Raw genomic sequence first — 12657 nt, 5'->3', positions numbered from 1 at the left:
AATCTGCCCTATATCCGGACAAAGGCCCGACGGGTCGCCTCGCATTGTGGAAGCCTGGCGTGGAGCACAACGACAAAGCCCGCATCCTGGTTGCCGGCAGCGGTCCGGCCGGCTTGATCGCCGCGCTCGGCTTCGCCGAGGCCGGCTTCGAAGTGACGCTGGTCGGCCCTGAGGCCAACACCGCCGACGGCCGCACCACCGCCCTCATGAACCCCGCCCTGAAAGTCCTTGAACGACTGGGCATCCTTGCCGAACTGAGGCCGCAGGCCGCGGCGCTCAAGGTGATGCGCATCGTCGATGCCACAAGGCGGCTGATCCGCAGTCCAACGGTGACCTTCCGCGCCAGCGAGATCGGCGAGGAACAATTCGGGCTCAATCTGCCGAACAAGGCCCTGATCACAATTCTTGCCAAGGCGGTTTCAGCTCATGATGGCATTCACTGGCTGAAATCCACCGTCGAGTCATGGCGCCTGGACGCCGATCGGGCCCATGCCCGGCTGGCCGACGGCAGCGAACTCTCAGCATCGCTTGCTGTCGCCGCCGACGGACGCCTCTCGCTGGCGCGGGAAGCCGCCGGCATTCGCGCCTTTGCGCGTCCTTATCCGCAGTCGGCGCTTGTGCTCAATTTCGGCCACCGCAGCGAGCACGGCTTCGTTTCAACCGAGTTCCATACCGAGACAGGGCCGTTCACGCAGGTGCCGCTGCCCGGCAGGCGCTCGAGCCTTGTGTGGGTGGTGAGGCCGGAGACCGCGCGGGAGCTTGCCGCGCTCGACGATGCAACCTTGTCGGGGCGTATCGAGGAGCAGATGCAATCGATGCTTGGCCGGGTCTCTGTCGAGCCGGGCCGCCAGGTCTATCCTTTGTCGGCCGCCACGCCCGGTCGCTTCGCGCAAAACCGCGTGGCGCTGGTCGGCGAGGCAGCGCATGTGTTTCCGCCGATCGGCGCGCAAGGCCTCAACCTCGGCATCAGGGACATCGACGATCTGATTGGAATCGCGAGCGAAAACAGCAATGATCCAGGATCGCGCCGAAGCCTTGCCGCCTATGACACGAGGCGCCGGCCTGACATTTGGGCGCGCAGCGGCGCCGTGAACCTGCTCAACATGTCGCTCTTGTCCGACATGCTGCCGGCGCAGATGGCGCGCAGCGCCGGCCTTAGTGCGCTTGGCGGCTTCGCGCCGCTGCGCGCCTTCTTCATGCGCGAGGGGCTGCGGCCGGGCAGCGGCTTTCGCGCCATTGCCGGCGGCCTGAGAAAAGAGGTCGGCCGGTAGTATTCCAAGGCCGATGATGTCGGAATTTTTTCGCTCAGGCGGGAAAACTCCCGCGCGGGCTAACCCGTTGCTTCAGCCAAGATCAAGCAGTTGGCTATTGAACTGCGGCCGCGTCTGCGCCAAATAGGCACCAGCCGAAAGTCGGGGTCGATTTTTGGCCGGGTGATGTGTAAATTCAAGGCCTTAGGCGCCTTGTGCGCAGCCACGACAGGCGCCTCGGACCCTAAGTGGTGAATGTGATGAAAACGGCCAAATTCTCGATCGGGCAAGTGGTTCGCCACAGGCTGTTTCCATTCCGCGGCGTGATCTTCGACGTCGATCCCGAATTCGCCAACACAGAGGAATGGTACGAGGCTATTCCGGCCGACGTGCGTCCGCGCAAGGACCAGCCTTTCTACCATCTTCTGGCGGAAAATTCAGAGACTGAGTACATCGCCTATGTGTCCGAGCAGAACCTGCTCGAGGACCGGTCGGGCGAGCCGGTGCGGCATCCGCAGATCGGCGAGATGTTCGACAAGCTGCCGGACGGCCGCTACGAGCCGAAGCGCCAGTCGAAGCACTGAAGCGCTAACGAACGTCTCCTAGCTAGGGCGCGCGGCGCGGGGCAATAAAAAAAACGGGGCATTTGCCCCGCTTTTTGTTTCCGAGAAACGCGCTCGCGCGATCAGTTCGCGGTCTTGGCCTTGTCCTGCTCGTCCTTGAGCTTCTTGGCGAAGTCCTGATTGTTCTTGGCGACGAAGTCCTGCAGCTTCTTCTGCCGGTCCTCGATGTCCGACTGCTGCAGCGGCGGGCCGTCATAGGCGCCGCTGAAGCCGGTGAGCGCGATCTTGATCGGGTTCGGCTGGTTCTGGAAGTTGATCGAGGTGAGCGTGATGCCCTGCCCCTTCTTGAAGGAAGCGACGAGCTGGTCGCTCAGCGGCACTTCCGCCACGCAACGATCCGGGAAGCAGATCACATAGTCCAGCTTCTGCGCCTTGCCGGCATCGATCTGCAGCGCAATTCCGGGAGGCACGAGGCGGCCGGTCGGGACCGTGACCTGAAAGACCTTGCGGTTTACCTTGCCCTTGAGCTCGATCAGGCTGACGCCGGTGACGAGCTGGCCGTTGCCGGCCGTGACGATGTTCTGCACATTGCAAATGTCAACGTCTTCCTGCTTGGTACAGGCCTTGAACCAGCCCTGCGGGATCTGCGGCTGCTGTTGGGCCGAGGCGGTGAAAAGCCCGGCGCCCAGAACGCCGACCACGCCTGCGGCCAGCACCGAAAGGCGGTACGCGTTGATCGTCATATGGTGCACTTTCCTCTCAAATGATCCCGGGACCGGCTTCTTCGTGCCGTGTGGTCCAGCTACCTGTTGCCCAAATGAGGCAACAGGATGACTTCGGAGCGCGTGTTACACTGCCAGCGACATCGAATCCAGCCCGGTTTCCGCGATTTCTTCGCGGTTCGATGTCCCAGGGCAAGCATCGATCGGCGCTGGAGCGGCGGAACCCGATTCCCATTGGCGCGCCGATTCAATCGGATAGCGAAATGCTCTAGGGTGCATGGCGAATCACAAAGCCGTCCGGCAAGGAGACGGTCATGGACCGCGTTCTCGTCCGGCTGATCGCCGCGACCTCGTTTCTGGCTCTTTCGCTCCTTCCGGCACAGTCGGAGCCGAAGCACGGCTTAGCCATGCAAGGCGAGCCGGCGCTGCCGCCCGACTACCAGCATTTCGACTACGTCAATCCGGACGCGCCGAAAGGCGGCAGCGTTACCTATTGCGTCGTCGGCTCCTTCGACAACCTCAATCCCTTTATCCTGAAAAGCTTGCGCACCACAGCGCGCGGGATGATCGATACGGTTTACGGCAATCTCGTCTTCGAGCCGCTGATGCAGCGAAACTATGACGAGCCCTTCAGCCTCTACGGGCTGCTTGCCGACAGTGCCGATATGGACCCGGAGCGCAAGAGCATCGAGTTCCATCTGAACCCCAATGCAAAATGGTCGGACGGCCAGCCGGTGACGCCGGAGGACGTGCTGTTCACCTACGACGTCTTCGCCGCGAAGGGCCGCCCGCCCTACAGCGACCGCATGAGCATGATCGCCAAGCTGGAGAAGACCGGCGAGCACAGCGTGAAGTTCACCTTCAACGACAAGGCCAATCGCGAATTCCCGCTGATCGTCGCGCTGACGCCGATCGTCCCCAAGCACGCCTTCGACACGGACACGTTCGACAAGACCACGCTGAAGCCGCTGATCGGCAGCGGCCCCTACACCGTGGACAAGGTGCTGCCGGGGCAGCGTATCGTCTTCAAGCGGAACCCGGATTACTGGGGCAAAGACATTCCGTCGAAGCGCGGCTTCGACAATTTCGATCAGGTCACGATCGAGTATTTTCTCAACGCCAACGCCAAGACGGAAGCATTCAAGAAAGGAATTTGCGCTCTCGATGACGAGACCGATCCGGTCAAGCGTGAGCGCGACATCGACTTTCCAGCCTTCCGAAAGGGGGATGTGAGGGAAGAATACTTCAACACCGGCATTCCCCCGGTTGTGACCGGCTTTCTGTTCAACACCCGGCTGCCCAAATTCGCCGATCCCGTCGTCCGCCGCGCGCTCGGCATGCTCTACGATTTCGAATGGACGAACAAGAATCTGTTCGGCGGCAAGTTCAACCGGACCATGAGCTATTGGCAGAATTCCGAGCTTTCGGCGCTCGGCCACCCCGCGGACGATCGCGAAAAGGCGCTGCTTGCGCCCTACCCCGGCCGCGTGCCGCCCGACGTGATGGACGGCACCTGGCGCCCACCCGTGACGGATGGTTCAGGCCAGGACCGCAAGGTGCTCAAAACCGCCTTCGAATTGCTGAAGAGCGCCGGCTTCCATGTGCAGGACGGCAAGATGCTTGACGCGCAAGGAAACCCGTTCGGCTTCGAGATCCTGACCTCGTCGCAGGACGAAGAGCGGCTGGCGGCCGTCTACCAGCGCACACTGGAAAAGATCGGTATCGACGTCGGCATCCGCACCCTCGACGGCGACCAGATCCAGTCGCGCAAGCAGCGCTTCGACTTCGAGGTTCTGATCGGGACGAGCGGCTTCAGCAATTCGCTGTCGCCCGGCAGCGAGCAGGTCGGCCGCTGGGGATCTGTCGCCGCGAAAACGGAAGGATCGTTCAACCTCGCCGGCGTCGCCGATCCGGCGATCGACGCCGCGATCGACGCGATGCTGAACGCCCGCACTAAGGAAGACTATGTCGCCGCGGTGCGCGTGCTCGACCGGCTGCTGATCTCAGGCAGCTACATGGTGCCGATGCAGTACAACACGCAGCAATGGGTCGCTTACTGGAGCTATCTGGAACATCCGCAAAAGACCCCCATATTCGGCTACCAGCTGCCGACCTGGTGGCGAAAGCCCAACTGAGGCAGGCCCGACCGGCTGAGACCAAACAGGAGACGAGCATGAGCGCCAAGAACACCATCACCGTCGATGTTGTGTCCGATGTCGTCTGCCCCTGGTGCTTCATCGGCCAGAAGCGGCTGGACAAGGCCATCGCTTCTGCAAGCGACATCGACGTGCGCGTGCGCTGGCGGCCATTCCAGCTCGATCCGACCATCCCGCCAGCCGGCATGGATCGCCGCCAATACATGCTCGGCAAGTTCGGCAGCGAGGAGCGCATCCATCAGATCCACGCTCGCATCGAGCCGCTCGGCGAAGCCGAGGGCATCAGCTTTGCCTTTGGCGCCATCAAGGTCGCGCCGAACACCCTCGACGCGCACCGCGTCATCCGCTGGGCGGGCGCAGCCGGCGAGGACGTGCAGAACCGGCTGGTGCGCCGCCTCTTCCAGCTGAATTTCGAGGAAGGCGTGAACATCGGCGACCATGCCGTGTTGGTTACGGCCGCCGGCGAGGCCGGCATGGATGCGTCGGTGGTCGAGACGCTGCTGCCGACCGACGCCGACGTTGAGGCCGTCCGCAACGAGATCGCCACCGCTTCGCGCATGGGCATCACCGGCGTGCCCTGCTTCCTGCTCGAAGGCAAATATGCCGTGATGGGCGCGCAGGATGCCGACACGCTTGCCGACGCCATCCGCCAGGTGGCCCAGGCCAAGGCGCGCGGCGAGCTCGAAACCGCGACCTGAATGTTCCGTCAGCGCGATCCGTAGCCGCCGACCTGACCGCCGCGCGCTTTCCTGAAAATTGTCCTCCTGTTTTCGCGGTCGCTTTGGCTTTGCTCAGGAAGAAGCTGTTGCCGTAGCCAAGCTTGGTCAGCTCGCCGCAACAGCCCTGATCGCCGGGAGGCCATGTCCGTTTCGGCAGCGGCGAGATCGTCTTCGACAGATACGACGCTGCCAGCAAGACCATTTCCGGCCATTTCAGCGCCTCCGGAAAGGACGAATCGGGTAAACCCTGAGTAGCTCACGGGCGGCAAATTTTCGGTCATTCCGGTCACCGCCATTAGCCATCGCGGCCTGCGGACACTTCTTTTTCATTCACAAACCCGTGTTTTCCACTTCCCTTAGGGAAGGTTGCCGCCGGCCGGCAAAAACAGCTCTAGCAAACTGAAATACAAGATGAAATCGCCGCGAGTAGCGATCATCCGGCGCAGCCTTTCTGTTGCCCTGATGCCACGGCGAGTAACCCTGTTCACATTCGCTGGCAGAAAATTAATGGAAAATGATCAATTGGTGTTACCCTGTGTAACAAAACTAAGAAAGGTTTGGGCGGGATCGTGACTGGGGTCGGTAGACCGCAACGAACAGTACCGGAGCAAACATCCAACGAGGCGAAGACCTCGTCGCTGACGCCGGTATCGTCGATGCGCACATTCTGGGGGCTGATGCGAGCCTACTGGTTCTCCGACCGGTGGAAGGAAGCCTGGATCCTCACATTCGTCATCGCGCTGCTGACGGCGTTGTCCAGCAAGGCTGGCGTCTGGTTCGCCTTGGCACTGGGCGAGTTGGGCAATTCGATCGCCTTCCTCCACGACGCGGCCAACACCCACCCGTTGCAGACCATTCTGACCAATGCCGGCATATTGGTGCTGCTGGTCGTGCTGAAGGATGCCGGCTTCACCGGCGTGCGCAATCTCGTTTCAACGACCTTGCACCGCAAATGGCGGGGCTGGCTGAACAGCCAGTTCAACCAGGCGCTGCTCGACGGCAACCATACCCATTTTCATGCGCAGCACGGCTCGGCGGCCGGCGGCATCGTCGCTCCGGACAACATCGACCAGCGCATCCAGGAATCCATCAAGGACATGACCGGCGGCGCCATCGGGCTTGCCATGGGCGTGCTGGGTGTCGCGACTTCGCTCTATTTCATCGGCGAAAACCTGATCGGGTCCTCGGTCGAGGTCAAGGGCCTGGAATTCCTGGGCGGCTACGGCACCGCGGTGCTGGCTTTCCTCGCCGTCGCCATCTACGTGCCGCTGAACACCTGGATCGCCGTCAAGCTCGGGCGGCTGCTTGAGCGGCTCAACGTGCGCATGCAGCAGGCCGAGGGCAGCTACCGCAGCGAACTGACGACATTCCTGCGCCGCAGCTTCCACGTCGCCGCCTCGCATGGCGAGGGCGTGCAAAAGTCGATGCATGACAGGCTCTATGTCGACATCGACAAGACGTGGGGGCGACTCAATATCGTCAACACCAGCTACACCTCGTTCGAGCTGATCTACAATTTCGTCGGCGCCCGAATCGTTGCCTACGCCCCGGGCCTCGTGTCGTTCATCCACAACCGTCTCGACTACAAAGGCTACATCACCGGCTCCGAAATGGTCGCCCAGTTGATCAGCCAGTGCTCGTGGTTCATCCATGTGATGCCGGCGATCGCGACGCTCAGGGCCAACAGCCAGCGCGTCACCGAGCTCGCCGACGCCATCGAGAACGTTCAGCACCCGCGCGAATTCTATCAGCAGACCGGCCGCTCCGACTTCGGCTACGCCACCCAGAACCCGGTGTTCGGCCTGACCATCCAAAAGCTCGAGCTGGCGCATCAGGGCGAGGACGCGACGCCTTTCCTCAGCGCCGCCAATCTGCGCTTCCGCCGCGGCGAATGGACCTTCCTCAAGGGCGAATCCGGCTGCGGCAAGACTTCGCTGATCAAGGCTATCAACGGCCTGTGGCCATATGGCCGCGGCACCATCGTCTTCCCGGAGGGCGTGACGAGCTTCTACGCCGCTCAGGAGGTAAAGCTGCAGCAGGTCTCGCTGAAGCAGCTCGTCTGCCTGCCGGGTTCAGAGAGCGATCACAGCGACACGCAGGTTGCCGCGGCCCTGCACAAGGCCGGCCTCGGCGACTTCATCGGGCAGCTGGCCGACGAGAGCCGCGAGGGCAAGATCTGGGACCAGGTGCTTTCGGGCGGCCAGAAGCAGAAGCTGGTGGTCGCGCGCATCATCCTGCAGCAGCCGGGACTTCTGTTCCTCGACGAAGCGACCGGCGCGCTCGATCCCGAAGGTAAGATCGTCTTCCACCAGGCGATCAAGGACAATTGCCCGAACGTCACCGTCATCAGCGTCATGCACGAGGCGGTGGCGCCGCGCTCGCTGTCCGGTGAGGAGTTCTACCACAGCGTGGTTTCGATTGCCGACGGCGTGGCCACCAAGAAGCCGCTTGCGCCCAGCCTGCCGCGCGAGCTCACCACCATTCTCGCCCAGCCTCGGCCGGTCGAGGAAAAGTGGCTGCGCTTCCGCCGGCTGAAGCAGAAATAGCAGTCCTACCAAGCCCTTGACCGGCGACCGTAGCCCCGCTTGGTCTGTCTTCGATCACAGTCTCGCGATCCGGCCTGCCCGCGTCCCTTTTCGGCGCCCTTCGCGATTGACTCGGCAAAAACCGCTCCTATGTTGCGCCCGCTCGCCAAATTCAAACTCGAACCCCGCGAGCAGAAAGGTCAACCCGCCATGCCTGGCGACAGTCACAGTCGAACGCAACCGCCGTCCGCCCTGACGTGACCTGACGGCTCACGTCCTGCCGGACGGCAAGGAGTGAGCCATGAACGAATTCGCCCCCGTATTGGACGACGAAGCAATCGCCGTCGCCCGTGTTCTTGCCAACGATCACGTCGCCGACGTCGTTGAAGCCCTCAACCATGAATCCCGCGAGACGGCGATCGAGCTGCTCTGCGCCGTGCCGTTCGAGCGGCTGGTTGAGATTTTCGACCAGCCTGAGCTCGAAGCAGCACCCGAGCTTGCCGAGGCCCTGCCGCGCCTGAAGGCGAGCAAGCTCCTGACTGCCATGTCGGTCGACCGCGCCGCCGACATCCTGCGCGAGCTGGACGAGCCGGCCCGCTCGGAGCTGCTCGGCGCCTTGGCGCCGCCGCTGCGCGCGACGCTGCTGTCCATCCTGGGATATCCGGAAGGCAGCGCCGCCTCGATCATGACGACGGAATTCGTCAGCGTGCCTTCCGACTGGACCGTTGGGCGCACGCTCGACTACATCCGCAAGGTCGAGCGCAGCCGCGAAACCATCTACGCCATCTACATCGTCGACCCGGAGACGCATCTTTTACTGCGGGCGACCGGATTGCGCCGGCTGATCACCGGCAATCCGGAGGATTCGATCCTGTCGGTGGCGCCCGATCGCATGCCGGTGACGGTGACGCCGCTCACCGATCGCGAGACCCTGGCGCAGACAATCTCCAAATACGACCTGCTCGCCTTGCCGGTCGTCGACCACGGCAAGCTCCTCGGCATCGTCACCATCGACGACATCATCGACACGATGATCGAGGAGACGACCGAGGATGTGCACCGTTTCGGCGGCATGGAGGCGCTGGACGAGCCCTATATGAAGATGAGCTTCCTCGCCATGATCCAGAAGCGCGCCGGCTGGCTTTGCGCGCTGTTCTTCAGCGAGATGCTGACGGCCAACGCCATGCAGAGCTACGAAGGCGAGCTGGAGAAGGCGATCGTGCTGACGCTGTTCATCCCGCTGATCATGAGCTCCGGCGGCAACTCCGGCTCGCAGGCGACGTCGCTCGTCATTCGCGCGCTGGCGCTGCGCGAGATCGGGCTGCGCGACTGGTGGCGGGTGGCCTTGCGCGAGCTGCCGACCGGTCTGGTGCTCGGCTCGATCCTCGGCATCGTCGGCATCTGCCGCATCGCGCTCTGGCAGTATTTCGGCTTCTACGACTACGGCCCGCACTGGATGCTGATCGCGGCGACGGTAGGAGCGGCGCTCGTCGGCATCGTCACCTTCGGCTCGCTGTCGGGATCGATGCTGCCCTTCGCGCTGAAGCGCATCGGCTTCGACCCGGCGAGCGCCTCGGCGCCGTTCGTTGCCACGCTGGTCGATGTCACCGGGCTGGTCATCTACTTCTCGGTGGCGCTGATGATCCTGCGCGGCACGCTTCTGTAGAAGCGTCTTGACGGTCACCGGCATCGCCGGCGGCCGTCGCAATCCCACGATCCGGTCAGACCCGTTCGCCGTTCTTCACGCGATAGGTCGGCTTGTACATCGTCACCAGCTCCTCGGCCGCGGTCGGATGCACGGCCATGGTGCGGTCGAAGTCCTCCTTGGTCAGGCCAGCCTTCAGCGGAATGCCGAGAAGCTGCGCCATCTCGCCGGCATCGGGGCCCAGAATATGGGCGCCGATCACCTTCCTGGATGCGCCGTCGACCACCAGCTTGATCAGCATCTTCTCGTCGCGGCCGGACAGCGTGTGGCGCATCGGACGGAAGGATGCGCGGTAGATCTCGACATCCGCATAGCGCTCGATTGCGTCGTCTTCCGACAGGCCGACAGTGCCGATTTCCGGCTGCGAGAATACAGCCGTCGGAATGGTGTCGTGGTCCGGCGCTGTCGGGTTGTCCTTGAAGGCCGTCTCGACGAAGCACATCGCCTCGTGAATCGCCACTGGCGTGAGTTGCACGCGATGCGTGACGTCGCCGATCGCCCAGATGTTATCGACATTGGTGCGCGAATATTTGTCCACGACGATCGCGCCCGTCTTGCCGAGTTCGACGCCGACGCCTTCCAGGCCCATATTCTCGGTATTGGGGATACGTCCGATCGCCAGCATCACCTGGTCGACCGTCAGTGTCTCGCCAGTGGTGAGCTGCGCGTCCAGCTTGCCCTCCGGTGTCTTGCGCACCGATTCCGAAACCGCGTGGCAAAGAATCCTGATGCCTTTCCTCTCCATTGTCTCGTGCAGCGAGCGGCGCAGATCCATGTCGAAGCGGCTCAGAACCTCCTGGCCGCGATAGACCAGCGTGGTGTCGACGCCCAGGCCGTGGAAGATGTTGGCGAATTCGACGGCGATGTAGCCGCCGCCCTCGATCATGATCGCCTTCGGCAGCTCCTTGAGATCGAAGGCTTCGTTGGAGAAGATGCAATATTCATGGCCTGGCAGCGCCGGATGCGGCGCCGGACGCCCGCCGGTGGCGATCAGGATTTGGTCGGCGCTGACCGTGCGGTCCTCGGCAATCAGATAGATGCTGTGCGTGTCGACGAGCACTGCGCGTGAATGAAAGGTCTCGCCGCCGGAGCCTTCGACATTCTTCTTGTAGATCGCTTCGAGCCGCGCGATCTCCTTGTCCTTGTTGGCGACCAGCGTCGGCCAGTCGAAGCTCGCCTCGGGCACCGTCCAGCCATAGCCGGCGGCATCGGCGAAATGCTCGGGAAATTGCGAAGCATAGACATAGAGCTTCTTCGGCACGCAGCCGCGAATGACGCAGGTGCCGCCGAAGCGGTATTCCTCGGCGATGGCTACGCGCTTGCCGAGAGCCGCCGCCACCCGGGCCGCCCTTACCCCGCCGGAGCCGCCACCGATGACGAACAGATCATAGTCATAAGCGGCCATCGCTTGGGCTCCTGCGGATGAGAAAGACGGGGGTCAGAGGTAGGCTGCCAAGCGGCAAAAGAAAAGCCCGGGCAAACCCGGGCTTTGTGGTCCAGCCGCAGTCGGCGGATCAAAAGGATCAGTTCTGCGAATCGTCAGCCGGAGCCGAATTGTCCGCCGGAGCGGAACCATCGGCAGGTGCGGCGGTGGCCGGCGCCGGAGCTGCCGGCGCCTTGGCCTTGGCGGCAGCCGCAAGCGTCTCACCGACCTGCTGGGCGAGATCGCGGGCAACGCCATTTTGCCAGATGTCGGCAGCCTTGACGAGGTCGCGCGTCACCGCGGGGCCGCTATCCAGCAGCTTCTTGCCGGCCTCGGAGCTGTAGAAGGCGGCGATATCGTTGAGGTCCTTCTCGGAGAACACCTTGGCATAGGCCATGGCCGCCTCCTTTTCCAGATCGGCGCGCCGCGAGGCCATGCCAAGCGCCTTCTCGGTCACGGTCTTGCCGATCAGTTCCTGCATGTCGGGGTTTTTCTGGATGAGCTGCGACTCCAGCGCGCCGGCCGCCTGCGGCAGGATGTTGTCGAACGAGTCCGTGGCATGGATCGCCGCGACAGCCGCGCGCGCGGCCTTCAGATGCGATTCGCTGATGTCCTGCGCAAACACCGGTGACGACAGCGCAAGGACGGCCGAGGCCGCCAGAAGCGTCGAAAAGCGGCGAACTCGTTTAGGCAAAATCATAGTCGGTAGAACTCCCTGGTTTCAGGCTGCATGGACGGTTTCGATACCGTCGCCGCCGGCGATGATGGCCGTTGACGCCAGCCCGATGAATAGACCGTGCTCGACAACGCCTGGAACGGCGAAGAGAGCATTCGACAGCGCTCTTGTATCCGGAATGCGGCCAAAAGATGCATCGAGGATAAAGTGGCCGCCGTCTGTAACAAATGGCTGGCTTCCCGTCATCCTCAATGTAACCGGGCCGGAAAGGCCTAGCCCTGCCGCGGCGGCGCGTACCGCGATCTCGGTGGCGCGCAGGCCGAATTTGTTGACCTCGATCGGCAGCGGGAACCGGCCGAGGGTTCCGACCATCTTGGATTTGTCGGCAATCACGATCATGCGCTCGGACGCCGCCGCGACGATCTTCTCGCGCAGCAGCGCGCCGCCGCCGCCCTTGATCAGGGTCAGCTCCGGGTCGACCTCGTCGGCGCCGTCGATGGTGAGGTCGAGCTCGGGTGTTTCTTCCAGTGTAGACAGCGGCACGCCGAGCTCGCGGCAGAGTGCTGCGGTGCGCTCGGAAGTCGGCACGCCAATGACCTTGAGGCCGGTCGCAACCTTCTCGGCCAGCAGCCGCACGAATTCTTCCGCCGTGGTGCCGGTGCCGATGCCAAGCCGCATGCCGCTGCCGACATGGGCGAGCGCTGCCCGCGCGGCCTCGACCTTCAACTGCCTTGCATCCATGGGGAGCCCCGATTTCGCCGGTTTCGCGCGCCTCCTAGCATTTTTGCCTGTCCCGTCAAAGGCTCGCCCTCAAAGGCTCTGTGGACCGATCGAGGCTTCTTGCTTGAACTTGGGCCAGCCTGTATCGGCTGCGGCAACGCAATTGCCGCAGGACCCACCCATGACCCGCCCGATCAT

At 63.1% G+C, this 12657-nt stretch carries 11 protein-coding genes; 6 read left to right on the top strand and 5 right to left on the bottom strand.

Features of this window, described 5'->3' with window-relative positions:
* Positions 1-59 precede the first annotated feature (59 nt).
* Together LB535_RS25075 and hspQ are read left to right on the top strand one after the other, a co-directional pair.
* Positions 60-1271, top strand: coding sequence for a UbiH/UbiF family hydroxylase (locus tag LB535_RS25075; protein ID WP_224634116.1), 1212 nt, complete (start codon positions 60-62; stop codon positions 1269-1271).
* Positions 1272-1510: 239 nt separating this feature from the next.
* The gene (gene hspQ / locus LB535_RS25070) at positions 1511-1834 is read left to right on the top strand and encodes a heat shock protein HspQ (protein WP_040983419.1); all 324 of its coding nucleotides are present in this window, start codon (positions 1511-1513) and stop codon (positions 1832-1834) included.
* 101 nt (positions 1835-1935) lie between these two features.
* Here hspQ and LB535_RS25065 read toward each other — a convergent pair whose 3' ends face one another.
* Positions 1936-2556 carry an invasion associated locus B family protein gene (locus tag LB535_RS25065; RefSeq protein WP_095765425.1) on the bottom strand — a complete coding sequence of 207 codons (621 nt, stop codon included), beginning with the start codon at positions 2554-2556 and terminating at the stop codon, positions 1936-1938.
* 293 nt (positions 2557-2849) lie between these two features.
* Between LB535_RS25065 and LB535_RS25060 the strand changes: the two genes are divergently transcribed.
* The gene (locus LB535_RS25060) at positions 2850-4670 is read left to right on the top strand and encodes an extracellular solute-binding protein (protein WP_224634115.1); all 1821 of its coding nucleotides are present in this window, start codon (positions 2850-2852) and stop codon (positions 4668-4670) included.
* 38 nt (positions 4671-4708) lie between these two features.
* Positions 4709-5389, top strand: coding sequence for a DsbA family oxidoreductase (locus LB535_RS25055; protein ID WP_224634114.1), 681 nt, complete (start codon positions 4709-4711; stop codon positions 5387-5389).
* A gap of 8 nt (positions 5390-5397) precedes the next feature.
* Here the strand turns inward: LB535_RS25055 and LB535_RS25050 are convergent, their stop codons facing one another.
* Positions 5398-5691 (bottom strand): hypothetical protein, encoded by a 294-nt coding sequence (locus tag LB535_RS25050; protein ID WP_224634113.1) that lies wholly within the window; start codon positions 5689-5691, stop codon positions 5398-5400.
* A 375-nt stretch (positions 5692-6066) separates the two neighbouring features.
* On the opposite strand from LB535_RS25050, the gene LB535_RS25045 reads away from it, so the two are divergent.
* Together LB535_RS25045 and mgtE are read left to right on the top strand one after the other, a co-directional pair.
* Positions 6067-7956 carry an ABC transporter ATP-binding protein/permease gene (locus tag LB535_RS25045; RefSeq protein ID WP_224634112.1) on the top strand — a complete coding sequence of 630 codons (1890 nt, stop codon included), beginning with the start codon at positions 6067-6069 and terminating at the stop codon, positions 7954-7956.
* A 280-nt stretch (positions 7957-8236) separates the two neighbouring features.
* Positions 8237-9601 (top strand): magnesium transporter, encoded by a 1365-nt coding sequence (mgtE, locus tag LB535_RS25040; RefSeq protein ID WP_224634111.1) that lies wholly within the window; start codon positions 8237-8239, stop codon positions 9599-9601.
* A gap of 55 nt (positions 9602-9656) precedes the next feature.
* Here mgtE and gor read toward each other — a convergent pair whose 3' ends face one another.
* The 3 genes from gor to rpiA form a co-directional block, all read right to left on the bottom strand.
* Positions 9657-11045, bottom strand: coding sequence for a glutathione-disulfide reductase (gor, locus tag LB535_RS25035; RefSeq protein WP_224634110.1), 1389 nt, complete (start codon positions 11043-11045; stop codon positions 9657-9659).
* 118 nt (positions 11046-11163) lie between these two features.
* A complete protein-coding gene (locus tag LB535_RS25030; protein WP_224634109.1) occupies positions 11164-11763 on the bottom strand; it encodes a DUF2059 domain-containing protein in 600 nt (199 codons plus the stop codon).
* A 21-nt stretch (positions 11764-11784) separates the two neighbouring features.
* A complete protein-coding gene (gene rpiA, locus LB535_RS25025; protein ID WP_095765419.1) occupies positions 11785-12480 on the bottom strand; it encodes a ribose-5-phosphate isomerase RpiA in 696 nt (231 codons plus the stop codon).
* Between the last annotated feature and the right edge of the window lie 177 nt (positions 12481-12657).

It is taken from the genome of Mesorhizobium sp. CA10, assembly GCF_020165285.1.
Lineage (GTDB): Bacteria > Pseudomonadota > Alphaproteobacteria > Rhizobiales > Rhizobiaceae > Mesorhizobium.
This window is presented reverse-complemented; position numbering and strand designations above follow the sequence as displayed.